This window comes from Roseomonas genomospecies 6 (assembly GCF_008365375.1).
GTDB lineage: Bacteria > Pseudomonadota > Alphaproteobacteria > Azospirillales > Azospirillaceae > Azospirillum.
The window spans coordinates 294,222-318,634 of sequence record NZ_QOKW01000003.1 but is presented as its reverse complement, the minus strand read 5'-3'; the positions used below and the strand labels follow the sequence as shown (position 1 = coordinate 318,634).

22 protein-coding genes are annotated in these 24,413 nt (G+C 69.9%); 8 read left to right on the top strand and 14 right to left on the bottom strand.

Features of this window, described 5'->3' with window-relative positions; translation table 11 throughout:
• Positions 1–8: 8 nt before the first annotated feature.
• Complete coding sequence (locus DS843_RS06065; RefSeq protein WP_149467982.1) at positions 9–251, top strand: hypothetical protein; 243 nt, start codon at positions 9–11, stop codon at positions 249–251.
• A gap of 12 nt (positions 252–263) precedes the next feature.
• Here DS843_RS06065 and DS843_RS06060 read toward each other — a convergent pair whose 3' ends face one another.
• Positions 264–1,073, bottom strand: a complete 810-nt coding sequence (locus DS843_RS06060; protein ID WP_149467981.1) for an ABC transporter permease — start codon at positions 1,071–1,073, stop codon at positions 264–266.
• A complete protein-coding gene (locus tag DS843_RS06055) occupies positions 1,070–1,954 on the bottom strand; it encodes an ABC transporter permease (RefSeq protein ID WP_149467980.1) in 885 nt (294 codons plus the stop codon). The genes DS843_RS06060 and DS843_RS06055 overlap by 4 nt, the downstream gene beginning before the upstream one ends.
• A gap of 167 nt (positions 1,955–2,121) precedes the next feature.
• On the opposite strand from DS843_RS06055, the gene DS843_RS06050 reads away from it, so the two are divergent.
• From DS843_RS06050 to DS843_RS06040, 3 genes are all read left to right on the top strand, one after another.
• Positions 2,122–2,517: a DUF2946 family protein gene (locus DS843_RS06050; protein ID WP_167525202.1), complete on the top strand. Its 396-nt coding sequence runs from the start codon at positions 2,122–2,124 to the stop codon at positions 2,515–2,517.
• Positions 2,518–2,799: 282 nt separating this feature from the next.
• Positions 2,800–3,330, top strand: a complete 531-nt coding sequence (locus DS843_RS06045; RefSeq protein WP_149467978.1) for a YcnI family copper-binding membrane protein — start codon at positions 2,800–2,802, stop codon at positions 3,328–3,330.
• Positions 3,331–3,346: 16 nt separating this feature from the next.
• On the top strand, positions 3,347–4,966 hold the full coding sequence (locus DS843_RS06040; RefSeq protein ID WP_149467977.1) for a copper resistance CopC/CopD family protein: 1,620 nt from the start codon (positions 3,347–3,349) through the stop codon (positions 4,964–4,966).
• Between the two features lie 6 nt (positions 4,967–4,972).
• Here DS843_RS06040 and DS843_RS06035 read toward each other — a convergent pair whose 3' ends face one another.
• From DS843_RS06035 to DS843_RS05990, 10 genes are all read right to left on the bottom strand, one after another.
• The gene (locus tag DS843_RS06035) at positions 4,973–6,034 is read right to left on the bottom strand and encodes an ABC transporter ATP-binding protein (protein ID WP_149467976.1); all 1,062 of its coding nucleotides are present in this window, start codon (positions 6,032–6,034) and stop codon (positions 4,973–4,975) included.
• Between the two features lie 153 nt (positions 6,035–6,187).
• Positions 6,188–7,372: an extracellular solute-binding protein gene (locus DS843_RS06030; RefSeq protein ID WP_208852185.1), complete on the bottom strand. Its 1,185-nt coding sequence runs from the start codon at positions 7,370–7,372 to the stop codon at positions 6,188–6,190.
• A 134-nt stretch (positions 7,373–7,506) separates the two neighbouring features.
• Positions 7,507–8,478 carry a GGDEF domain-containing response regulator gene (locus tag DS843_RS06025; RefSeq protein ID WP_149467975.1) on the bottom strand — a complete coding sequence of 324 codons (972 nt, stop codon included), beginning with the start codon at positions 8,476–8,478 and terminating at the stop codon, positions 7,507–7,509.
• A gap of 100 nt (positions 8,479–8,578) precedes the next feature.
• Positions 8,579–10,099 carry a chromosomal replication initiator protein DnaA gene (gene dnaA, locus DS843_RS06020; protein WP_149467974.1) on the bottom strand — a complete coding sequence of 507 codons (1,521 nt, stop codon included), beginning with the start codon at positions 10,097–10,099 and terminating at the stop codon, positions 8,579–8,581.
• A gap of 606 nt (positions 10,100–10,705) precedes the next feature.
• A complete protein-coding gene (gene rpsT, locus DS843_RS06015; RefSeq protein ID WP_094301467.1) occupies positions 10,706–10,966 on the bottom strand; it encodes a 30S ribosomal protein S20 in 261 nt (86 codons plus the stop codon).
• A gap of 173 nt (positions 10,967–11,139) precedes the next feature.
• Positions 11,140–11,916: an enoyl-CoA hydratase gene (locus tag DS843_RS06010; RefSeq protein ID WP_149467973.1), complete on the bottom strand. Its 777-nt coding sequence runs from the start codon at positions 11,914–11,916 to the stop codon at positions 11,140–11,142.
• Between the two features lie 89 nt (positions 11,917–12,005).
• Positions 12,006–12,455: a hypothetical protein gene (locus DS843_RS06005; protein WP_149467972.1), complete on the bottom strand. Its 450-nt coding sequence runs from the start codon at positions 12,453–12,455 to the stop codon at positions 12,006–12,008.
• Between the two features lie 14 nt (positions 12,456–12,469).
• A complete protein-coding gene (gene mutM / locus DS843_RS06000) occupies positions 12,470–13,312 on the bottom strand; it encodes a bifunctional DNA-formamidopyrimidine glycosylase/DNA-(apurinic or apyrimidinic site) lyase (RefSeq protein WP_149467971.1) in 843 nt (280 codons plus the stop codon).
• A 199-nt stretch (positions 13,313–13,511) separates the two neighbouring features.
• Complete coding sequence (locus DS843_RS05995) at positions 13,512–15,533, bottom strand: tetratricopeptide repeat protein (RefSeq protein WP_149467970.1); 2,022 nt, start codon at positions 15,531–15,533, stop codon at positions 13,512–13,514.
• Positions 15,534–15,602: 69 nt separating this feature from the next.
• A complete protein-coding gene (locus DS843_RS05990) occupies positions 15,603–17,507 on the bottom strand; it encodes a tetratricopeptide repeat protein (RefSeq protein ID WP_149467969.1) in 1,905 nt (634 codons plus the stop codon).
• Positions 17,508–17,655: 148 nt separating this feature from the next.
• On the opposite strand from DS843_RS05990, the gene DS843_RS05985 reads away from it, so the two are divergent.
• From DS843_RS05985 to DS843_RS05975, 3 genes are all read left to right on the top strand, one after another.
• Positions 17,656–18,471 carry a class I SAM-dependent methyltransferase gene (locus DS843_RS05985; protein WP_286191957.1) on the top strand — a complete coding sequence of 272 codons (816 nt, stop codon included), beginning with the start codon at positions 17,656–17,658 and terminating at the stop codon, positions 18,469–18,471.
• Between the two features lie 4 nt (positions 18,472–18,475).
• Entirely contained in the window at positions 18,476–20,017 is a 1,542-nt protein-coding gene (gene ubiB / locus DS843_RS05980) for a 2-polyprenylphenol 6-hydroxylase (protein WP_149467967.1), read from the top strand.
• Positions 20,018–20,125: 108 nt separating this feature from the next.
• Complete coding sequence (locus DS843_RS05975; RefSeq protein ID WP_149467966.1) at positions 20,126–20,857, top strand: cytidylate kinase-like family protein; 732 nt, start codon at positions 20,126–20,128, stop codon at positions 20,855–20,857.
• On the opposite strand, the gene DS843_RS05970 is transcribed toward DS843_RS05975, so the two are convergent.
• Positions 20,812–22,620 (bottom strand): extracellular solute-binding protein, encoded by a 1,809-nt coding sequence (locus tag DS843_RS05970; RefSeq protein ID WP_149467965.1) that lies wholly within the window; start codon positions 22,618–22,620, stop codon positions 20,812–20,814. The two genes, DS843_RS05975 and DS843_RS05970, sit on opposite strands and share 46 nt — an antisense overlap.
• Positions 22,621–22,769: 149 nt before the next feature.
• Here DS843_RS05970 and ppa point away from each other — a divergent pair, with 149 nt between their 5' ends.
• A complete protein-coding gene (ppa, locus tag DS843_RS05965) occupies positions 22,770–23,327 on the top strand; it encodes an inorganic diphosphatase (RefSeq protein ID WP_149467964.1) in 558 nt (185 codons plus the stop codon).
• A gap of 105 nt (positions 23,328–23,432) precedes the next feature.
• Here ppa and DS843_RS05960 read toward each other — a convergent pair whose 3' ends face one another.
• Positions 23,433–24,374 carry an L-lactate dehydrogenase gene (locus DS843_RS05960; RefSeq protein WP_149467963.1) on the bottom strand — a complete coding sequence of 314 codons (942 nt, stop codon included), beginning with the start codon at positions 24,372–24,374 and terminating at the stop codon, positions 23,433–23,435.
• Positions 24,375–24,413: the final 39 nt, after the last annotated feature.

The following is a 24,413-nucleotide window of genomic DNA, read 5'->3' as shown; positions in this document are numbered from 1 at the left end:
ACCGCAAGATGAGCAAGGACAGCACCAACCAGACGGCCGAGGCCCTGTTCGAGAAGGCCCTGTCGGTCGCCGAGAAGCATCTCGACGCGGCGATCAAGGAAGGCGGGGTCCTTGGCCCCTACATCGCCGTCGCCATGATCGAGGCCGCCGTGAACACCGCCGTGGACGAGACCAGCCACGAGGACGTCATCGACATGCTGCGCGATCTGGCCGCCCAGATCGAGGCGGACGCGGACGAGACGGAAGAATAAGGTCTGCCGCCGTCACGCGGGGTCCGGCTGCCGGCGCGCTTCGCGCCGGCGCAGGATTTCGTAGACGACGGCGCCCAGGATGGTCAGCGCGATCAGGATCAGCGACAGCGCGTTGACCGCGGGCGTCAGGCCCGTGCGCACCTTCGAGGCGATGTAGATCGTCAGCGTGGTGTCCAGACCGCGCACGAACAGCGTCGTGTTGTAGTTCTCGAAGCTCTGCAGGAAGGCCAGGAAGGACGCCGACAGGATGGCCGGCGTCAGATAGGGCAGCGTGATCCGCCGGAACACCTGCCCGTGGGTGGCGCCCAGATCCAGCGCCGCTTCCTCCAGCGTCGGATCGAACCGTTGCAGCCGCGCCAGGAACAGCAGCATCGCATAGGCCGCGATGAAGCTGGACTGCGCCAGGATGGTCAGGAACAGGCCGCCGGTCACCCCGAACCACTCCCGCCAGAAGACCAGCGTGGAGATGCCGACGATCACCCCCGGCGTCAGCAGCGGCGACACCATCACGGCGTAGAGGAAGGTCCGCGCCCGGCTGTGCAGCCGGTCCAGCAGCAGCGCCGCCGCCAGCCCCAGCGGCACCGCCACCGCGATCACCCCCGCCCCGACGAGAAGGCTGGTGCCCAGCGCCTGCCACATCCGCTGGTCGGCCCACAGGGCGCCGAACCATTGCAGGGTGAAGCCCATCCAGGGGGTGATGGTCGGGAAGCGGCTGCTGTTGAAGGTCGCCGCCGCCATGATCCCCAGCGGCAGGAACAGATAGCCGAAGAACAGGACCAGATAGGCTCCGGTGACCCAACGGCGGAAGCGTTCGGCGGTCATTTGGCGATATCCGTGAGGCCGACGCGGAACAGCCGCATCATCAGCAGGATGAAGGCGATGCACAGGATCAGAAGGATGAAGGCGTAGGCCGCCCCCTGGTTCCAGTTCCCGCCCTCGAAGAACCAGTTGTAGATGACCTCGGTGAACCAGCGGCTCTGCGGCCCGCCCAGCAGGGCCGGCACGGCGTAGCTGCCCGCCGCCAGCATGAAGGTCATGATGCAGCCCACCGCGATGCCCGGCTTGGAATGGGGGATGACGATGCGGCGGTGGATGCGCAGCCACCCCGCCCCCAGGTCGCGCGCCGCCTCGATCTGGTTGCGGTCCAGCGACTCCATGGCGTTCATGATCGGGAACACCATGAAGAGGATGTAGACGTAGACCATCCCGACGATCACCCCGACGTCGCCGCCCAGAAGCCGTTGCGGCTCCGAGAAGACGCCCAGCCCGACCAGAAGCGCGTTCAGCGGCCCGTTGTAGGCCAGGATGATGTACCAGGCGAAGGTGCGCAGAAGCTCGTTGATCCAGAAGGGGATCACCAGTATCAGCACCAGCGTCGGCAGGCGCCGCCGCGGCGCCACCTGCGCCAGATGGAAAGCCACGGGGTAGCAGACCGCCAGCGTGACGGCGGTGACGAGGCTGCTCGCCCAGATCGTCTTCAGGAAGATCGCCAGATGGATCTGGTTGGTCCACAGCGTCGCGTAGTTGCGCAGCGTGTAGACGTCCTCCGGCCCGCCGGCCTTGCTGGGCGGCAGCGACGGGCGGAAGGAGAAATCCACCATCAGCACTTGCGGCAGCACGACCAGCAGCAGCAGCCACGCGGCCACCGCCAGCAGGATCGCCGCGGTCAGCACCGGACCGTACCGGCGCAGAACGCCGCCCATGACCACCCCCACCCGCCGATATTCTAGGATCGAAAGCCTCTCACGACCCTGGGCCGGAGCGCAAGCGAGGCCGTGCCCCGGCAAAAGACCACATTTTTATTGCCTTTTTTCGGTTCCCCGACTGTGCCCATAGTGGCGCCATGCGTGCATGGCGGACCTCTGGCGTGATGAAGGACGTGACAGCGTGGTGCGCCGCGCTGGTGCTGGTCTTCCACGCCCTGGTCATGGCCACCCATGTCCCGGCGCCGCTGGCGTCGGTGCTGGTGGACGCGCAACGCGCGATGGCGGGCTCCATCTGCCATTCCGGCGCCGCGCCCGACGCCTCCGCGGCGCGCCATGCGGACCATGGCCCCGCCCAGGACGGCACGCCGGGGCACGTCACCTATTGCCCGATCTGCCTGTCGCTGGGCGGCGGGTCGCTTTTGGGTCCGGCCGTGGCGCCGGCCCCGCTGCCGCCGGCTGGGACCGTGCTGGCCGCCGTTCCGTTGCCGAAGGACGACGAGCCCGGAACCGGGCGCGCCCCGCGCGCCTTCTCCGCAAGAGCGCCTCCGGTGGGTGTCTGAACCGAGATCCCTCACGGACACACGACATCCATAGGCGCGGACCTGCGGCTGAACGGCCTTTCCCGACACGCGATCACCTCTCTTCCCGTCGCTTCCCATCGTCGCTGACGTTGCCCCCACCCCAGCCCTCTCCCGCGAGAGCGGGGAAGGGCTGGGGTGGGGGCCAGTTGTCCGAAAGCAACGCTTACGCGCGAAAGCTGGAATACGGTCGAGAGACGCGGCAAGTGGTCGGAAGAAGGCCGAACGGCTGAAGCCAGCGCCTTCACACACCGGAGATTGCCCATGATCCGCAACACCCGCGGCGCCCTGCTGGCCGCCGCCGCCGTCCTGGCTTGCCTGCCCCTTTCCGCCGCCCTCGCCCACACCACGCTGGAGACCAAGCAGGCTCCCGCCGCCAGCACCTACAAGGCCGTGCTGCGCGTCGGCCATGGCTGCGGCGCCTCCCCCACCATCGCCCTGCGCGTGCGGATTCCGGAGGGCGTCATCGCCGTGAAGCCGATGCCCAAGCCCGGCTGGACCCTGACAACCAAGGAAGGCCAATACGCCAAGGCCTATGATTACTACGGCGAGCCGCTGAGCAAGGGCGTCACCGAGATCGCCTGGACCGGCGGTTCCCTGCCCGACGCCCATTACGACGAGTTCGTGTTCCGCGCCCGCCTGCCGGACGCCGCCCCCGGCACCGTGGTCTATTTCCCCGTGGTGCAGGAATGCGAGACGGGCGTGCACCGCTGGATCGAGATCCCGGAGCCGGGCAAGACCGACCACGATTACAAGGAACCGGCCCCCGGCGTCACCCTGACCGCCAAGCCGTAAGGAAAAGGGGAAACGCATGCGCCGGCTGGTCGTGGGGTGGATCGCCGCCCTGATGCTGCTGTCCCTGTCCGCGCCGGTCCTGGCGCATGCCGTGCTGGTGGACAGCGCCCCGGAGGACGGGACACGGTTGGACAGCCCACCCGCCGAGGCCGTCCTCCGCTTCAACGAGCCGGTGCGCCCGGTGTCGGTGAAGCTGCTCGGCCCCGGCGGGGTGGACCTTCCCCTCTCGGCTTCGCCCGCCGCGGGGGATGGGGAGTTGCATGTCGACCTGCCCGGCGGGCTGGCGGCGGGGACCCACATCCTCAGCTACCGGGTCAGCTCGGCGGACGGTCACCCGGTCGCCGGATCGATCCTGTTCGGGATCGGTGCGGAACCGGAACGACCGGCGGAGCTGGGCGGAGCCACCCCACCGGCCACGCTGCTGGCCGCCGCGGCGGTGCGGGCGCTCCATTACGGAAGCCTGCTCGCCGCGGTGGGCGGCGGGCTGTTCCTGGTGCTGGTGGCGGGGCGGTGGAGCCCGCTGAACCGCCGCCTGCGCCCCGGCCTGTGCCTGGGTGTCGGCATTGCCGCGCTGGTGGCGGTGCTGAACGCCGGGCTGGCCGGCGCGGTGCTGGAAGGGGCACCGCTGTCCGCTCTGGCCGGCGCCCCGCCCTGGATCGCCGGGCTGACGAGCACGGCGGGGCTGAGCGCCGTCCTGGCCCTGCTGAGCCTGATCGCCGCCGCGCTGGGGCTGGCGCTGGAGGAGCGGGGGACGGCGGGCCGCGTCCTGCTGGTCATCGGGGCGGTCGGGGCGGCGCTGGCGCTCGCCGCCACCGGCCACGCGGCGACGGCGGAGCCGCGCTGGCTCGGCGTGCCGCTGGTCGCCCTGCACGGGCTGGCGGTGGCCTTCTGGATCGGTGGTTTCTGGCCGCTGGCCGTGCTTCTGCGGACGGAGCCGCCGGCCGAGTCGCTGCGGCTGGTCCGGCGCTTCTCGGGCTGGGCGGTTCCGGCGGTGGCGGTCCTGCTGCTGTCCGGGGCGGGGCTGAGCGCGCTGCAACTGGCCGACCCGAGCACCATCCTGACCACCGCCTACGGGCAGATCTGGTCCGCCAAGATCACCTGCGCGCTGGTCCTGCTGGCACTGGCGGCCTTCAACCGCTGGCACCTGACACCGCGGCTGGAGGATATGGGCCGGGATGCCGCCAAACGGCTGCGCGCCAGCGTCCATACGGAGATGGTGGTGGCCGCGCTGGTCCTGCTGTTCACCGCCGGGCTGGGCACCACGCCGCCGCCGCGCACCGACTCCCCGCCGGTCTTCGCCGAGAAGCCGGCGGGCTTCAGCACCGCGGTCGTGGCGCGCGGGCGGACGGCCATCGTGACGGTGACCCCGGCCACGCCGGGTCCGAACCGCATCGAGATGCGCCTGACGGGTCCGGACGGCGCGCCGCTCAACGCGCTGGAGGTGTCGGCGGAGCTGGCCCTGCCCGCCGCCGGGATCGAAGCGATCACCCGCCCCCTGCCGAAGGCGGCGCCCGGTGTTTATGCGGCGGACGGGATCGCGCTGCCGGTGGCCGGGTCCTGGGCGCTGCGGCTGGACGCGCTGGTCAGCGATTTCGAGAAGGTGCCCTTCCGCGCGGCGGTGCCGGTCGGGCGTTGACGCCCTTTACGCTGGCGCGTCCGGCAGGATCACGGCGTCCTCCGCCCGAAAGGCGATCCGGGCGGGTTCGCCGGGGGTCAGCGGCGGCTCGTCGCCCCGATGAGGGACCTGGACGGTGATGTCGCCCTCCAGGAAGGCGTTGATGAAGGCGCCCTCGAAATCCCGGTGGGTGACCCGCGCCTCCAGCGCGTTTTCGGCGCCCGCCCCCGCCGCCATGCGCTCCGGCCGGACGAACAGGGTAGCGCGGTCGCCGGGCGACAGGCGGCGCGGGTTGCGCCCGATCAGACGGCCATAGGGCGTGTCCAGCGCCGCCTGCCCGCCCGCCGACTCGGTGACGGTGCCGGGAAAGCGGTTGTTCTCCCCCACGAAGGAGGCGACGAAAGCGGTTTCCGGATGGTCGTAGATGGCCCGCCCGTCGCCCACCTGCTCCAGCACGCCCTTGGACATCACGCCGATCCGGTCGGACATGGTCAGCGCCTCGCCCTGGTCGTGGGTGATGTAGATGAAGGTCACGCCGGTCCGCTTCTGCAGGTCGCGCAGTTCGGCGCGCATGTGCTGGCGCAGCTTCAGGTCCAGCGCCGACAGCGGCTCGTCCAGCAGCAGGACGGCGGGCTCCACGGCCAGCGCGCGGGCGATGGCGATGCGCTGGCGCTGGCCGCCGGACAGCTCCGTCACCTTCTTCTCCGCGGCGTCCGGCAGGGCCACGAGGTCGAGCAGCCTGCGCACCCGCCCCTTGCGCTCCGCCGAGGGCACGCCGCGCACCTCCAGCCCGAAGCCGATGTTCTCCGCCACGGTCATCAGCGGGAACAGGGCGAGGTTCTGGAAGATCAGCGCGGTCGGGCGCTTGTTCGGGCCGATTCCGCGCATGTCCCGCCCGCCGATGCGGATGGCGCCCTCCGTCGGCTCCATGAAGCCGGAGATCATGCGCAGGATCGTTGTCTTCCCGCAGCCCGACGGGCCGAGGAAGCTGAAGAACTCCCCGGCGCGGATGCCCAGGGAAACGTCGCGGACGGCGGTGACGGAACCGAACCGCATTGTGACGGAGTCGAGCTGGACGTCCTGGCTCATATGCACCTGATTGGAAGTTCCAAACTCCCTCCCCCGCCCCGGGGGAGGGTCGGGGTGGGGGTACCGACGAGGATCGCGGCGCTGATTCTCGGCTTTACCCTCACCCGACGCCTCCGGCGTCACCCTCTCCCGGGACGGGAGAGGGATTTACGGTCACGCCGCCAGGAAGCGATCCTGGTATTCGTTGCGGATGGACACGTACCAGGCTTCCTGGATCGGCCACCACCACAGCTTCTGCAACGCGTCGCCCGGATAGGCGTCGGCGAAGAACTGCTTGTTCAGGTCGGACAGATGCGCCTCCGCCCCGACCGCCGTGCTGGAGATGCCGGAATGGTTGGTGTAGAGGGCGCCCGCCTCCGGCGTGTAGAACCAGTTGATCCAGGCATAGGCCTGTTCCAGGTTCGCCGCCTTGGCCGGAATGGCGAAGCCCTCCATCCAGGCCAGCGCCCCTTCCTTCGGCGCCAGGAAGCGGACCGGCAGCCCCTCCTTGCGCAGGGCGACGGCGGTCGAATCCCAGGTCTGGCCGATGACGCAGCCGTTGGTGCGGAAGGCGCCCTGGGCCTCGTTCTCGTTCGACCAGAACTGGCCGATGGCCTTCTTGTTGGCCGCGGCGGCCTGAAGGATCGCGTCGAAGTTGGCCCGCGCCTTCGCCTCGTCCTTGAACTGCTCGCGGATCGGGTGGGGCAGCTTGCCCTGGCCTTCCAGCCACAGGCCGATGCCGATCAGGCCGGAATGGCCGCGCACCGTCACCTTGCCCGCATGCTCCGGCTTCCACAGGTCGCCGTAGCTGGCGGTGCCGTAGGTCAGCGGGGCCTTGGCCTGGTCATAGGCGATGGCCTCCGTACCCCAGTCGGCGGGGGCGAGGAAGCGCTTGCCGCCGACCACGCCGCCCATGGTGGCGGAGCCCTCGACCGCCGACTTCAGGCAGCCGTCCCACTTGACCTTCGATTCGTCCAGCGGCTGGACCAGCTCGAACTCCACATAGTTCGGCACGCGGTCCACCGTGGGGTGGATGATGTCGAAGCCGGCGCCGCCCGTGGCCTTGAGCTGGTTCAGCAACTCGTCGTTGGTGCCGTATTCGGTCAGGGTGGCCTTGATGCCGGTCCTCGATTCGAAGTCGGCCAGCATGTCCGGGCTGATGTAGCCGGCCCAGGAGAAGATCTTGACGCTGCCCGACGCGGCGCGGCCCTCGCGCAGGATGAAGGGACCGACGGAAGCGACGCCCGCGACCGCGGCGGCCCCCTGGAGCAGCAGGCGGCGGGTGAAGCCCTTGGCGGCGCGCTGGGTCTCGGCGCTGGAGCGCCGTTCCAGGCTGATGGTTTCCGGAACCTTGGTCATGACACCCTCTCTCCCGTTTCTTATTGGCCGTCATTCTCCTCGACTGTGCCGCGATATCCGGGCGCCGTCCATGGCTCAAGCGGGAGTGGGCGCAAACTTCATCGGCCCGTAACGCCCCCGGGCCGGGCCGGACGCTACATCACGTAGAATCGGGCCTTCACCACGACGCCGTCGATGCCGCAGACCACGGTGCGGTTGCGCCCGCTGTTCTTGGCGAAGTAAAGCGATTCGTCGGCCCGCGCGATCAGGTCGGCCACCGTCTCCGTCCCGTCCGCCGGGCAGATGCCGATGCTGACGGTGAAGGCGAACAACGCGCCTTCCGCGGTCCTGGCGGTCAGCGCCTCCGTCGCCGTGCGGATTTCCTCCGCCTTGGCGATGGCCGTCTCCACCTGCGGGGTGGGCAGGACCATGCAGAACTCCTCCCCGCCCATGCGCCCGAGGAAGCCGCCGGGCGGCACGCGGGCGGCGCAGGTCTCGGCGAACAGCTTCAGCGCCATGTCGCCGTTGGAATGGCCGTAGGTGTCGTTGATCCGCTTGAAATGGTCGATGTCGAACAGCGCCACGGCGAAGGGCATGGCCTTCTCCGCCCCATCGCCGCTCCGGGACCCGGCCTGAAGCAGACGGTGCTGCTGCTCCAGCCGTTCCATGAAGCGGCGGCGGTTCAGCACGCCGGTCAGATAGTCGGTGTTCAGCATCTCCACCATCACCCGGTGGGTGCGGGTGATGCGTTCGCCGGCGCGCACGCGGGCGCGCAGCATGGGCATGTCGATGGGCTTGGTCAGGAACTCGTCGGCACCCGCGTCGAACGCCTCGATCCGGCGCTGGATGTCGTCGTCCGCGGTCATCAGGATGCAGAAGGTGCGGTGCTGGTCGTCCTCCGCCCGGATCAGCCAGCACAGCTCCAGCCCGTCCATGCGCGGCATTTCCAGGTCGGTGATGAGGATGTGGATGTCGTTGCCGTGATAGATGTCCAGCGCTTCCTGCCCGTCGCGGGCGAGAAGAACCCGATAACCATGTGTCTCCAGATGGTCCTTCAGGATCTTCCGGACGACGGAGGAATCATCGACGACGAGGACGTTCGTCTCCGTGGTTGAGCCGGAACTCATGGCAGCGACCCCTTGCACGCACCAGAGCCGGTGTTTACAAGGATTTTAAATAAAATGCCATCATTTTTGCAGGGCTATTTGACGCGAACGGCGGAACCGCTCAGCTTTCCAGCATGCGGCGGAGAAGCTCCACATCCTCGGCGAAGGCCGGATCGGTGGTGCGCAACTCCTCCACCTTCTTCACCGCGTGCATCACGGTGGTGTGGTCGCGCCCGCCGAACTTGCGCCCGATCTCCGGCAGGGAGCGTGCGGTGAGCTGCTTGGCCAGATACATGGCGACCTGCCGCGGGCGGGCCACGGCACGGGCGCGGCGGGCCGAATGCATGTCGGCGACGCGGATGTTGAAATGCTCCGCCACCCGCTTCTGGATCTCGTCGATGGTGACGCGGCGGTCGTTGGCGCGCAGCAGGTCGTGCAGCACCTCCTGCGTCGATTCCAGCGAGATGGCGCGCCCGACCAGTTCGGCGTGCGCGACGATGCGGTTCAGTGCCCCTTCCAGCTCGCGCACGTTGGACGTGATCTTGTGGGCCAGGAATTCCAGAACCTTCAGCGGGATGGCCGCGTTCAGCGCGTCCGCCTTGGCCTGGAGGATGCCGAGCCGCAGCTCGTAGGTGGTCGGGTGGATGTCCGCCACGAGCCCCCAGCCGAGGCGGGAGCGCAGCCGCTCCTCCATCCCTTCCAGGTCGGACGGGCTCTTGTCGGCGGAGATGATGACCTGACGGTTCTGGTCCACCAGCGCGTTGAAGGTGTGGAAGAACTCTTCCTGGGTGCTGTCCTTGCCGCTGATGAACTGGACGTCGTCGATCATCAGCACGTCCACCGAGCGGAACTGCTGCTTGAAGGCCATGGTGTCCTTGAAGCGCAACGCCCGGATGAACTGGTACATGAACTTTTCCGCCGACAGGTAGATCACCTTGCGGTTCGGATCGTTCCGCCGGATCTGCCACGCGATGGCGTGCATCAGGTGCGTCTTGCCCAGCCCCACCCCGCCATAGAGGAACAGCGGGTTGAAGGTGACCGACGTGGCGTCGGCGACGCGCCGGGCGGCGGCGTGCGCCAGCTCGTTCGGCTTGCCGACGACGAAATTCTCGAAGGTGAAGCGCGGGTCCAGCGGGGCGGAGATGTCGGTCCGGTCCTCCAGCACCGAGGCGACCGCCGTGGGCGACTCGTCCGACGCGAAGGAGGGCGGCCCCGCCGAATAGGAGGACCCGATGTAGGAGGTGGCGTTGAAGGAGGCCGGCTGGCTCAGCGCCGCGGACCGCGGGGCCGGAGCGGGGCCGGGCACGACGGACCCGTCCACCGGGCCGGAGTCGGGGGACGCCCCCTCTCCATCCTCGTCGGATGACAGCATGGACGGCGCATTGGCGGAGGCGACCACGACGTCGATCGACAGGACGTCCGGATTCTCCCCGGCCCACAGGTTGCGGATGCGGTCGGCGTAGTGGGTCAGCACCCAGTCGCGCATGAAGCGCGTGGGCACCACGATCCGCACCTCCCCGCCGCGGATGCCGGCGAAGGACAGCGGCTGCAGCCAGCTCCGGAAGGCGATCTCGCCCACCTCGTCCTTGAGGCGGCCACGGATGCGGGCCCACTGCTGATCCAACGACGCGCCGACCGACATGCTTCCCCTACCCCGCTCCTTTCCCCCTGGACGGCCCCGCGCCGCAGGGGCACCGTCCCGCTCGACTTAAATTAGGCCCCGTCCGTTCAAAACCTTCCTCTCCTGAAGACTCCAACGGTGGATGCCTCCCAACTGGATGGCAGCACTATCCCTTCGGCGAAGTTGGACTCCGCCTTTGCCACGTCGAGTTTTAAGAAAAGCATCGCTCCAGGAGCAACGGGTCGAGTCGAGCTTCTTGAAGCGTCCCGCAGCCTTGCCCGCAGCCTTGAACGTCTCCGTCCCTCAGCGATCGGCGCGTGACATCGAAGGCAACATCGATGCGCCATTCCCAACGGATCGAAAGTCTAATCAGCCGCTCCCTTCGTGGCAATAGGACAGAAAGCGAACGGTCCGGAATGCGGCAAAAATCACGCAGCTTCCCCGAACCCCGCTCTCCGGCTCCACGGAAGACCTTGACCGCCGGAGACGAGTCGCCATCCAGCAGCCGCAGGCTCCGGTCCCACCGGATTTCTGCCGGAGGACTCGGAAAGAACGGTGACTGTACTTATCAGAAACGCAAAAAGCCGCGCCCAGATCTGGTGCGCGGCTTTATAACGCCGAGTAAACTCAGAGAGCCTTGATGCGGGCCGACAGGCGCGACAGCTTGCGCGACACGGTGTTCTTGTGCAGAACGCCCTTGGAGGCTCCACGCATCAGTTCCGGCTGCGCGGCCTTGAAAGCCTCAGCGGCTTCGGCCTTGTTGCCGGACGAGATCGCCGTCTCGACCTTCTTCACGAAGGTGCGGATACGGCTGACGCGGTTACGGTTGATCTCCGTACGACGCGCGGTTTGACGAATGCGCTTTTCAGCAGACTTATGATTGGCCATGAAAACCCTACTCCGGACGACACGCCTGTCCCAGTGCGAGGAGGCCTTATACGCTCCAGCCGAAGGAGAGTCAAGGCGCCGTCCAACACTGTTTCGCGGCAAATGAAAGGAAACGAGATCTTGTCGGATTCCTGCCCCTTCCCCGCTAGATGCGGGGGAGGGGCCGGTGTATGTCAGCGATGCTTCCAGTCCGGCTGGCGCTTTTCGGCAAAGGCGGCCATGCCTTCCTTCTGGTCTTCGGTGGCGAAGGTGGCGTGGAAGATTCGGCGCTCGACGCGGATTCCTTCGGACATGGTCGTCTCGTAGGCGGCGTTGACGGCGTCCTTGGCCATCATGACGACCGGGCGCGAGAGCTTGGCGATCTTCTCGGCGACCTTCACCGCCTCGTCCACCAGCTCCGCCGCCGGGACGACACGGCTGACGAGGCCGGCGCGCTCGGCCTCCGCGGCGTCCATCAGGCGGCCGGTCAGGCACATCTCCATGGCCTTGGACTTGCCGACGAAGCGGGTCAGGCGCTGCGTGCCGCCGGCGCCGGGGATGGTGCCGATGGTGATCTCCGGCTGGCCGAACTTCGCGGTGTCGGCAGCCAGGATGAAGTCGGCCATCATCGCCAGCTCGCAGCCGCCGCCCAGCGCGTAGCCGGCGACCGCCGCGATGGTCGGCTTGCGGCACTTGGCCAGCCGTTCCCACTTGGCGGTGATGAAGTTGGCCTTGTAGACGTCCATGTAGGAGAAGTTCTGCATCTCCTTGATGTCGGCGCCGGCGGCGAAGGCCTTCTCCGAACCCGTGACCACGATCGCGCCGATGGCGTCGTCGGCCTCCAGCGCGTCCAGCGCATGGCCCAGCTCGGTCACCAGCAGGTCGGACAGGGCGTTCAGCGCCTTGGGCCGGTGCAGCGTGACGAGCCCGACCGGTCCGCGGGTTTCGACGAGAATGGTTTCGTACGGCATGATGCAGCAGGCTCCCGTGGTTTGGCCCCCTTCTCTGGACGGGGGCGTTCTGGTTTGCTCTTGGTCTCTGGCTCTTGGTCTTACGGCGGTCAGCGCGGAATCAGGGAGAAGCGGACGACCGTGGCCGCCATCCTCGGGGCGGCGGCGGTGCGGGCCGGCTCGATGAATTCCAGGCGCAGTTCCTCGCCCTCCCGCAGGAAACTGGCGCCGCCGCCCGCGCGTTGCGGGGCGCGGCTCCAGCCGAGCTGCGGCATGGTCTGGTTGTAGAAGGACAGAACCGCGCCGCGATCCATCGCACCCGCCATCACGGACTGCGCGATGCGCCCGGCGGGCTTGTCGAAGACCAGCGGCGCCTCTTCGGCGGGGGCGAGTCCCGGCATGACCGGCACATCCCCCATCCCTTCAACGTAGCGGGCGGATTCGGCGGCCTGGGCGAGCGGGATTGCGGGCGACGTGAGCCCGGCCAGACCCGCGAAGGCGGGGCCGGCGAGGAGAAGGGCGGCGAGCGCCGCCCTGGCGGTGGCCGATGGAGCCGTCATACCCTCCACGTATATCAACGCTGGCGTTGCGGACAATAGAAAGTCGACCGGCCCGCCTGGACGATCCGGCGGATGCCCCCGGTCTTCGCCACGTCGCAGGTGCAGCCCGGGCAGGGCGCGCCCTCGCGGTCGTAGACCGAGAACTGGTGCTGGAAATAGCCGAGTTCCCCCGACGCCTGCCGGTAGTCGCGCAGGGACGATCCTCCGGCGGCGATGGCCCGGTCCAGCACCGCGCGGATGGCCGCCGCCAGACGCTCCGCCCTGGCGCCGGTCACCGTGGCGGCGATGCGCTTGGGGCTGAGGCGGGCCAGGAACAGGGCCTCCGACACGTAGATGTTGCCGAGCCCGGCGACCACGGCTTGGTCGAGAAGCGCGGCCTTGATGCTGGTCATCCGCCCGGCCAGCCGGTCGGCCAGCACCGGGCCGGAGAATTCGTTGCCCAGCGGCTCCGGCCCCAGGCTGCGCAGCAGCGGATGCTCGGCCAGACTCTCCGCCATGGCGAGGTCCATCAGGCCGAAGCGGCGGGCGTCGTTGAAGGTCACCACCGTCCCAGCGTCCGTTTCCAGCACGACATGGTCGTGGGCGCCCCAGGCGGCGGGCCGCTCCTGCGCGATGATCATCCGCCCGGACATGCCGAGATGGGCGATCAGCACCGTCCCGTCGTCCAGATGGAGCAGGATGTACTTGGCGCGGCGGCGAACCGACTCGACGCGGCGCCCGGTCAGCCGCTCGCAGAAGCCGGGCGGAAAGGGAACGCGCAGGTTGGCGCGCCGCTGGAGCACCTGGACCAGCGTCCGCCCCTCCAGATGCGGGGCGAGGCCACGGCAGACGGTTTCGACTTCGGGAAGCTCGGGCATGATGCCAAGGAGGATGGTGGGAAGCGCCGGTTGACGCAAGGGGCACCTGTCGATGCCCTTTGGGAGGGGGTGCCTGCGGCGAAGAACGGGAACCACGGAGACACGGAGAGAGCCGATCACATGCCCCGGCCCTCATATCTCTGTGCCTCTGCGCCTCTGTGGTGAAAAAGCCCTGCGGTTGTCCGAAATGGCGTTGCCCTTAGTCGCCCGAACCTTCGACCAGCCGCCGCAAGGCCCGCGCCGCCGCCTCCACCGGGGCGGACCAGCCGCCGCCGTGGGTTTGCCGGAACAGGCGGGCCGTCGGGTACCAGGGACTATCGTCCCGCCCATAGAGCCAGCGCCAGTCGTTCTCCCAGGGCAGCAGCACCCAGACCGGCCGGGCCAGCGCGCCGGCCAGATGGGCGACCGCCGTGTCCACCGCGACGATCAGGTCCAGCCCCTCCACCGCCGCCGCCGTCTCGGCGAGGCTGGTCAGCCCGTCCGACAGGTCGATGACCGGAAAGGGAACCTCCGTCCTCTGCCGCGCGGCCTCCCCGACCTGAAGGGAGAAGAGCGTCACCCCCGGCACCGCCGCCAGCGGGGCCAGGGCGGCCAGGGGCATGGAGCGGACGGCGTCGGCGTGGTACTGGGGCCGCCCCGCCCAGACCAGCCCGACCCGCAGCCGGGCGTCGGGCGCCGCGTGCCGCAGACGCCGCGCCCAGAAGCCGCGCCGCTCCTCCGGCGCGCCGAGATAGGGCACGCGGGCCGGAATCGCCTCCAGCTTCGGGCAGAACAGCCCGGCGAGGCTCATCAGCGGAATCTGGACGTCGGTCTCCGGCAGGCCGCCCACCCCCGGAAAATCGGGCGTCCGCGGGATCACCGTCACCCGCGCCGGATCGGTGTTGCCCTCCAGAAGGGAGAGCAGCGGACCCTGCGCCTCCAGATGAACGCGCGCCGGGTTGGCCCGCAGCACCGCCTCCAGGAAGCGGACGAACTGAAGGGTGTCGCCCAGGCCCTGCTCCGCATGGACCAGGATGGTCCGCCCCGTCAGGTCGGTGCCGTCCCAGAGCGGCTGAAGGAAGGGGCGGCGCTGCCCGGCCAGAGCCTCGCTCCGCCAGCGCCACTCGTACTCGGCCCAGCCGGCGGCGTAATCGCCCAGGCGCAGCAGCAGATGGGCCAGATTCCAATGGGCGGGGACCAGTTGCGGCGCCGCGCGCTGGGCGCCGCGGAAGGCATCCACCGCCTCCCGCGGGCGGTCGAGCCGCACCAGCGCATCGCCCCGGACGACCAGCGCTTCGCCGAGGTCCGGGGCCAGCCGCAAGGCGCGGTCCGCCAGCCGCAGGGCCTGCGCGTCCTCGCCGATCTGAATCGTCAGCGCGCCGAGGTTGGACAGGGACGGTGCGTGCGCCGGATCGCAGGCCAGCGCCGCGCGGCAGGCGGCCATCGCCTCCGCCCGCCGCCCCCGGGCGGCCAGCGCCAGCCCCAGCTTGGCGTGGGCCTCCGCCTCCCGCGGGGCCAGCGCGCAGGCGCGGCGGGCCAGCCGCTCCGCCGCCGCGTCGCGTCCGTCGATCCGGCACAGCGACAGGTTCCACAGCGCCATGGCATCCGCCGGCTGGACGGCCAGAAGCCCGCGGAACAGCCGGGCGGCCTCCGCCGGCCGGCCGTCGCGGTAGAGCGCGGCAGCGTGGGCGGAAAGGATCGGCACGCCCACCGACTCCGCCACCGGACGGGTGAGCCGCGCCACCGCCCGCCCGGTCTCCCCCTGCGCCAACAGGTCCCGCCCCTCCCGCTCCACCGCCCGGTCGGCGAGGTAGCGGGCCTCCAGGCTGTCGGGCTGCAGCGTCAGGAGCCGTTCCAGGGTCAGCAGCGACTCGGCGTGCCGCCCGACGCTGCGGCAAGCCAGGGCGAGCTGGAACAGGGCCGCCGCGTGGTCGGGCTGGAGCGCCACCGTCCGGCGCAGGGCAGCCACCGCCCCCTCCCCGTCCTCCAGGATCAGCCGGACGCGGGCGAGGTCGTAGCGCAGGGCCGGGTTGTCCGGAACCAGCCCGATGGCCCCCACGAACAGCGCCGCCGCCAGCCTGGGCCGGTCCGTCTGGCCGTAGAGCACCCCCAGCAAATGCAGAGCGGTCGCCTGATGGGGATCGGCGTCGAGGATGCGGCCATAGAGGATCTCGGCCTCGGCCAGACGGCCGGCCTCGTGATGGTCGAAGGCGATGGCCAGGGCTTCCGCGATTGTCGCCATGTTTCCGTGCCGGCCAATGATGGGAAAGAGATGAAGGGAAAGAGGTGAGGGGAGCGAAGGGTAGCAGACCTACCGGAACAGCGCGCGCAGCCGGTCGGCCACGGCGCCCAGCGGAGTCCGCCAGTCCCCCGCCGCCGGTTGCCGGAACAGGCGGGCGGAGGGGTACCAGGGCGAGTCGTCCCGCCCGCGCAGCCAGCGCCAGTCCGGCGCGTGGGACAGCAGCACCCAGACCGGATGCCCCAGCGCGCCGGCCAGATGGGCGGTCGCGTTGTCGATGGTGACGACGAGGTCCGTGGCGGCGATCTGCGCGGCCAGCCCGTCCAGGTCGTCCTTGCGGTCCAGGCCCGGCGGCAGCGCGATGGCGATGCCCTCCTCCGCCAGCGCGGCCACCTCCTCCGCCCAATCGCCGTATTGCAGGACCACCATGTCGGCGCCCGCAGCGTGGAGCGCGCGCGCCAGATCGGCCAGCGGCACGTTGCGCAGGCGTCCCCATTTCGGGTTGGTGGTGTGCCAGGCGATGCCGACCAGAGGGCGCCGCCCCGTTCGCCGGACCGGCGGCGTCCGCGCCGGGTCCGCGGCCAGGGCGGGGCGGAGTCTTCGGAAGCCCTCCTCCCCACGCAGCAGACGGCGCGGCAGGCCGCCGGACGGGATTTGCGCGGCGATGTCCGCAGCGAACAGGCGCGGGTCCGGCGCCGCACCGCGCGGCACCACCTCCACCCCCGGAAGCGAGCGGGCGAACAGCGGCGCCAGCCGGGCGTCGCATTCCAGCAGAATGCCGGACGCGGCCTCGGTTGATGATTGCGTCTCTTCCGTTGACGATTGCGTCAACAAAGGAAGCAGTGTGGCGAACATCAGCTCGTCGCCCACCCCCTGCTCCCCCCAGACCAGCAGCCGACCGCCATCCAAAGGCTGCCCGCTCCACGACGGCTGCGGGAAGCGCCCGGCGGTCCGGCACCAGGGCTCGGCGGACCAACGGTCCTCCCAGGCGTCCCACCCCTCCGCGAAGCGCCCGAGCGCCAGCAGCGCCGTCGCCCGCGCCACCCGCGCGTCGGCCAGGGCGGGAGCGCGGGCGAGCGCCGCCTCCGCCTCCGCCAGCGCCGCAGCCGGATCGCCGCAGAGCATGTGGGCGTCGGCCAGATTGTTGCGGATCGCCGCCGACTCCGGCTGGAGCGCCGCCGCCCGCCGCAGGACATCCCGTGCGCCTACCGGATCGCCCTGCCCCTTCAGCAGGTTGGCCCGGTTGTTCCACAGCGCGGCGTCGGCGGGGTCCAGCGCCAGACCGCGTTCATAGGCATGGCGGGCTGCGGGCAGGGCGCCGCGGTCCTTCCGCCCTGCGCCCAGCCGGTTCCACAGTGGAACCCGCTCCGGGTCCAACCGCAGGGCGCGGCGCAATTCCGCCTCCCCCGCGTCGGGCCGCATGGCAAGCACGCCGAACAGTGCGGCGTCGTCCGGGGCCAGCAGGACGGCCACCCGCCGCTGGGCCAGAGCCTCCCCCGACCGCCCCAGCGCGTCCAGAGCCTGGGCGAGGTTGATGCGGGGATCGGCCAGCCCCCGCTGAAGGTCCACCGCAGCGCGAAGAGCCCGCTCCGCCGATTTCGGATCGTCGGCGGCCAACCGGCGCACCGCGAAATTGTTGAGAAGCGCCACGCGCTCCGGATCGAGGGTGGCGGCGCGGGCCAGCGCCTCCGCCGCCGCACCGAACCGGCCCAACGCTTCCAGAAGGTTGGCGTGGTTGGCGTGCAGGTCGGGCTGGCTTCCATCCTGAAGGTCGGTGGCGGCGATGGCCTGCCCGACCAGCGCGCAGCCCTCCTCCAGCCGTCCGCATTGGGCGAGCAGAAGGCCGCGCAGATGCAGGGCCGGCGGATGGCCGGGCACGGCGTCGAGGATTTGTCCGTAGACCGAGTCGGCCTCGGCGAAGCGCCCCTCCCGCTGGAGGTCGAAGGCGATCAGCAGGGCTTCCCGCACCGTGGCCATGGTCCCCCGTCCGTCCGCCATCGTCCACCGGCGGGCACGGTGGCGAAGCCGCGGCGCGGGGTCAAGCCCGCAAAATCCGCGCGTGGCGGGTGCGTCACGGCAACGCCCCGGCTGGCGCAAGCCCAGGGCGCGCGCTATGTTGCGCGCCATGACCGATCCGCGCACCCCCTCCTCCCCGTCCCAGCCCGCAACTCCGGCCCCCGACAAGGCCCCCGGCGTCTCCGCCGGTGCCGAAGGGAACTGGTTCGGCTACCGCCCCGTGGACCCCGACGCCAAGTCCGGCCTCGTCCGCGCCGTCTTCGACAGCGTGGCCGGGCGCTACGACCTGATGAACGACCTGATGTCGGGCGGCATCCACCGGCTGTGGAAGGACACGCTGATGGAGATGGTGGCGCCCAAGGCCGACATGACCCTGCTGGACGTGGCGGGCGGCACCGGCGACATCGCCTTCCGCTTCCTGGAGCGCGGCGGCGGGCGGGCCGTGGTCTGCGACATCACCGAGTCGATGGTCCGCGTCGGGCGCGACCGCTCCTATGACCGGAACCTGCTGACCGGGGTGGATTGGACGGTCGGCGACGCGGAAAGGCTGCCCATCGCCTCCCGTTCGGTGGACGCCTATACCATTGCGTTCGGCCTGCGCAACGTCACGCGCATCGACGCCGCGCTTTCCGAGGCGCGCCGCGTGTTGAAGCCCGGCGGAAAGTTCTTCTGCCTGGAGTTCAGCCACGTGGTCCTTCCGGTCCTGCGCGAGATCTACGACGTCTATTCCTTCCAGGTCCTGCCCCGGCTGGGCCGGATGGTGGCGGGGGACGAGGACAGCTACCGCTATCTGGCGGAGAGCATCCGCCGCTTCCCCGAGCAGCAGGCGCTGGTCAAGCGCATCGAGGCCGCGGGATTCGGGGCGGTGCGCGTGCGCAACCTGACGGGCGGCATCGCCGCCATCCACTCCGGCTGGCGGATCTGACCGGATGCCGTTCCGGACCGCCCGAAACATCGGCCGCCTCTTCGTGATCGGCCGCACGCTGGCGCGCTACAACGCGCTGCCCGAAACGCTGCCGCAGACCGCCCCCGGCTTCGCGGTGTTCTGGCGCTGGATCGGCAACGCGAAGGAGCCGGGCCGCGTCGGCCAGCGGCTGGCCCGCGCGCTGGCCGATCTGGGGCCGACCTACATCAAGCTGGGGCAGCTTCTGTCCACCCGGTCCGATCTGGTGGGCGAGCGGATGGCGCTGGATCTGGCCGAGCTTCAGGACAAGCTGCCGCCCTTCCCCGGCGCCCAGGCCCGCGCCATCGTGGAGGAGGAGCTGGGCGCCCCCATCGGCAAGCTGTTCCAGAGCTTCGACGAGGTTCCGGTCGCCGCCGCCTCCATCGCGCAGGTGCATTTCGCCGTCACCGCCGACGGGCGGGAGGTCGCGGTGAAGGTGCTGCGCCCCGGCATCGAGAACGCCTTCGAGCGGGACATCGACCTGTTCTATTGGCTGGCCGAGCTGGCCGTCATGGTCATGCCCAAGCTGAAGCGGCTGCGCCCGCGCGAGGTGGTGGACACCTTCGCCCGCACCTCCCGCCTGGAGATGGAGCTGCGGATGGAAGCCGCGGCGGCGTCGGAGCTGGGGGACAACTTCAAGGGCGACCCCACCTTCAGCGTGCCGGCCATCGACTGGGACCGCACGGCGCGCCGCGTCCTGACGCTGGAGCGCATCCGCGGCTTCAAGGTGGACGAGTCGGAAAGGCTGGACGCCGCCGGCTTCGACCGCGACGAGATCCTGGCGAAGGCCTCGGCCAGCTTCTTCAACCAGGTCTTCCGGGACGGCTTCTTCCACGCCGACCTGCACCCCGGCAACCTGTTCGTGAACCAGGACGGCAACATCACCGCCGTCGATTTCGGCATCATGGGCCGGCTGGACCGGGCGACCCGGACCTATCTGGCCGACATGCTCATCGGCTTCCTGACCGGCGACTACCGCCGAGTCGCGGTGGTGCATTTCGAGGCGGGCTACGTCCCCCGCCACCAGTCGATCGAGGTCTTCACCCAGGCCTGCCGCGCCATCGGCGAACCGTTGCAGAACAAGCCGCTGAGCGAAATCTCCGTCGGACGGCTGCTCGCCCAGCTCTTCGCCGTGACCGAGCAGTTCGAGATGGAGACCCAGCCGCAGCTTCTCCTGCTCCAGAAGAGCATGCTGACGGCGGAAGGCGTGGGCCGCATCCTGAACCCCAACATCAACATGTGGGAACTGGCGCGCCCGCTGATCGAAGACTGGATGCGCGAGAACCGCGGGCCGGAAGCCCAGATTCTCGACGATCTGGAGGCCACGGTATCGACGATCCGACGCCTGCCCCGTCTGGTGAATCAGGCCGAGCGCGCCGCCACCCAGATCGCGGAAGGCGGCCTGCGCCTGCATCCCCAGTCGGTCCGCTACATGCTCGACCGCTGGATAGAGCGCCGGCTGAGCGAGCGGATCGCGCTGTGGATCATCGTCGCCCTGCTGACGGTGATCGCGGCGAGGCTGTTCTAGGCGGCGCGGAAGGGGTGCGGCAGCGTGCCCCTCCTCCTTGGGCGCCCTTGACCCCGCCGGGGACCGGTCGGACACTGGAGGCGGCTCAACCGCTTGCGGAGGGAAGCCATGGCCCGCGACGAATTCCAGGCGCTCCTCACCTACATCCGGACCGACCAGCTTCAGCCGCACCGGCCCCACAGCGGTCCGCTGGAGTCCGCGCCCCCCGTCGTCACCATCGCCCGCGGCCACGGCAGCGGCGGCGAGGCGATCGCGGCGAAACTGGCCGGGTCCCTGGGGGTGTCCTGCTTCGACAAGGAAATCCTCGACGCCGTCGTGGCAACGGCCACGTCCGATCCCACGCTGATGCGCCAGCTCGACGAGAAGCTGCCGGAGCGGGCGGGGATGTTCCTCTACGCCAGCCTGATGGGGCTGCACGACCCGCTGACCGAATACCAGCAATTGCTGACCCGCGTGGTGAACGGCATCGCCTTCCGCGGTGGGGTGATCGTCGGGCGTGGGGCGCATCTGCTGCTGCGCGGGGCGCCGCGCTTCCGCGTCCGGATCGTCGGGTCCGACGAGATCTGCGCCGCGCGGCTGGCCGGCGGCGATCCGGCCAAGGTGGTCGACGCGCTGCATGAGGTGCAGAGGGTCAACACCGCCCGCGCCAAGTACTTCAAGGAGTTCTTCAAGGTCTCCAACGACGATCCGCTGCAATACGACCTGACCGTCAACACCGACCGCTTCCCGGATCTGGACGCCGTGGCGACGCTCATCCTCCAAGCCTACCGGGTCCATGGCGGGCATGCGGAGGCTCAGCCGCCCTCCTCCACCCACCAGGATTCGACGAGCGGGCCGTAGAGGGGCGTCGCCTGCGGGCGCTTCAGCCGCGACCAGCGGGCCATGCGGTCCACCGGGCTGTGGAACAGCGGCACCATGTAATGGCCCCACAGCAGCACCCGGTCGAGCGCCCGGACGCGGGCCACCAATTCCGCGCGCGTCCGCGCCTCGGCGATGGAGGCGGCGATGGCGTCCACCACCGGGTCGCGGATGCCGGGGTAGTTGCGGCTGCCCGCCTGGTCCGCCGCTTCGGAGCCGTAATAGTAAAGCTGCTCGTTCCCCGGCGAGAGGCTGGAGACCCACCAGCGCAGGGTCATATCGAAATCGAAACCATCCAGCCGCGCCTGATACTGCGCGTTGTCCACCGTGCGCACCGTGGCGGCGATGCCCAGCCGCTCCAGCGAGCGGGCGTATTCCAGCGCCACCCGTTCGTCCGCCGGGTTGCCCAGCAGGATTTCGAAGGCGAAGGGCCGCCCCGCCCCATCCACCAGCCGTCCCCCGCGCACCTGCCACCCCGCCTCGCCCAGCAGGCGCAGCGCCTCGCGCAGGTTGGCCCGCGCACCCGCCGGACCGCTGCCGTCCGTCTGCGGCAGGGCGAAGGGCCGCGTGAACAACTCCGGCGGCAGGCGGTCGCGGAAGGGCTCCAGAACCGCCGCTTCGTCCGGCCCCGGCAGCCCGTCCGCCGCGAGTTCGGAGTTCGGGTAGTAGCTCGCCGTGCGGACCAGCGCGCCGTGGAACAGGGTCTTGCCGATCCACACGAAATCGGTGGCGAGGCCCAGCGCTTGGCGCACGCGGATGTCCTGGAATTGCGGGCGGCGGGTGTTGAAGATCAGGCCGCGGGCGAACTCCGGACGGCGGTGCGGCAACTCCTCCAGCACGATCCGCCCCTCGCGGAGCGCCGGGCCGTCATAGCCGGTGGCCCATTTCGCGGGGTCGGATTCGCGCCGCACATCGCCCTGTCCGGCCATGAACGCCTCCAGCGCCACCGAGTCGTCGCGGTAATAGGTGAAATCCAGCGTGTCGGCGTTGAACAGCCCGCGCCGCGACGGCAGGTCACGCCCCCAATAGTCCGCCACCCGTTCGTAGACGATGCGCCGCCCGGCCTCCGCCTGTCTCACCCGGTAGGGGCCGCTGCCCAACGGCGGGTCGAGCGTCGTGCGCTCGAATTCCCGGCCCGCCCACCACGCCTTGGAATGGATCGGCATCAGCCCCATCAGGAGCGGCATTTCGCGGTCGTAACGACCGTCCGGACCGGGGGTGAAGGTGAAGCGGACGGTGCGGTCGTCGGGCGCCTCGGCGCTCGCCACCTTGGCGTAGAACTGGCGCCGGTTCGGCGTGCCGTGGGCGCGCTGGACCTCCAGCGAGAACAGCACGTCGGAGGATGTCACGGGCGCCCCGTCGTGCCAGCGCGCGGCGGGGTTCAGGTGAAAGGCGGCGGCGCTCCGGTCCTCCGGCACCTCCAGGCTCTCGGCCAGCAGGCCGTAGAGGGAGAAGGGTTCGTCCCAGGATCGGGTCAGCATCGTTTCGAAAACGAAACCAAGACCCAGGGCGGGAACGCCCTTCACCACATGGGGGTTCAGCGTGTCGAAGCCGCCGGTGACCGCCTGGCGCAGCGTACCGCCCTTCGGGGCGTCGGGGTTGACGTAGGCGAAATGCGCGAAGCCCGGCGGATAGGCGGGCTCCCCATGCATCGCGATGGCGTGGGCAGCCTTCTGCGGAGAGTCGGCCCGCGCCGGAAGGAGAAGCAAGGCGGACAGGAGCAGCGCAAGGAGGACGTAGGGCATGGCGAAGGCTCGTCCCTTTGCCGCACCTGCGCAAGTGGCTTTGACTTATGCACGCATCTGCCTAAAACTCCGCGCGCGCGGCGTCCGGAGCTTTGACCGGCGCCATCAATCCAGAGCAACCCGCTTTTTGCAGTCGAAGGATAGTTTCCATGGATCTCAGCAAGGTTCCGGTCGGCAAGAATGCCCCGTGGGACGTGAACGTGGTCATCGAGATCCCGTTGCGCGGCGAGCCGGTGAAGTACGAGATCGACAAGGAGTCGGGCGCGATGTTCGTCGACCGCTTCCTGCACACGGCCATGTACTACCCCTGCAACTACGGCTTCATCCCGCACACCCTGTCGGGCGACGGCGACCCGGTGGACGTCTGCGTGGTCGGCCGCCATTCGGTCATCCCGGGCGCCGTCCTGCGCTCGCGCCCGATCGGCGTGCTGTACATGGAGGATGAGGGCGGCGAGGACGAGAAGCTGCTGGCCGTTCCGGTCGACAAGCTGCACCCGTTCTACAGCAGCGTGAAGTCCTACAAGGACCTGCCGGAGATCACCACCGAGCAGATCGCCCACTTCTTCCAGCACTACAAGGATCTGGAAAAGGGCAAGTGGGTGAAGATCCTGCGCTGGGGCGACGAGCAGGAAGCCGCCAAGAAGATCCAGGAAGGCATGGAGCGCGCCGCCGCCGCCAACAAGGGCCAGCCGGGCCCGGTGGTCTGACGGGCGCCTCGACTCGGGCGCCTCGACTGGACGGGTTGCAAGGGCCGGCTCCGCATCGCGGGGCCGGTCCTGCAACGCGGACCGGCCCCGCACTTTCCCTCTCCGTTACGGCAGCGACTTCTCCACCGACGTCACCGCCTCCTTCAGGATCTCCGCGCTGCGCTTCAGCGCCGCGCTCTCCTCGTCCGACAGGTCGGGCATCACCGTTTCCAGGACGCCGCCGGCCCCGATCACCCGCGGCAGCGACAAAGCCACATCCGGCACCCCCAGCACCTCCTCGTTGAGGATGGAGCAGGTCAGCACCGCCCGCTCGTCCCCCGCGATGGCCGCGACGATGCGCGACAGGCCGCCGGCGATGCCGAAGGCCGTGTGGCCCTTGCCGTCGATGATGTGGTAGGCGGCGCGGCGCACGCCCTCGTCGATGGCCGCACGGTCCTCCGCCGTCAGGGGGCGCTTCAGCCGTTCGGCACCGCGGCTCACCGGCAGTCCGGCCACGGTGGCGCCGGACCACAGCAGGACTTCCGAATCGCCATGCTCGCCCACCACATGGGCGTGCACCGACTTCGCCGTCACCCCCAGCCGGTCGGCCAGCAGGGCGCGGAAGCGCGCGGTGTCCAGGATCGTGCCGGACCCGATCACCCGGGACGGCGGCAGGCCGGAGATGCGGGTGGCGATCTGCGTCATAACGTCCAGGGGGTTGGTCGCCACCAGAAGGATCGCGTCCGGCGCCGCCGCCAGAACCGAGGGGATGATGGCGCCGAAGACCGCCGCGTTGCGCTCCAGCAGTTGCAGGCGCGTCTCGCCGGGGCGCTGCGCCACGCCGGCGGCCAGCACCACCACGCCAGCCCCGGCCAGCGCCGGATAACCGCCGTGGCGCACCTGGGCGGCGCGGGCGAAGGGCACGGCGTGGGCGATGTCCTGGGCCTGGGCCGCCGCCAGCTTCCCGTTCATGTCGACCAGCACGACCTCGCTGGCCGATCCGCTCATCACCATGGCGAACCCCGCCGTCGCGCCCACCGCGCCGGCCCCGACGATCCCGACCTTCATGGCTCTCTCTCCCTGTCTTTCTCCTTTGGAACCCCAACA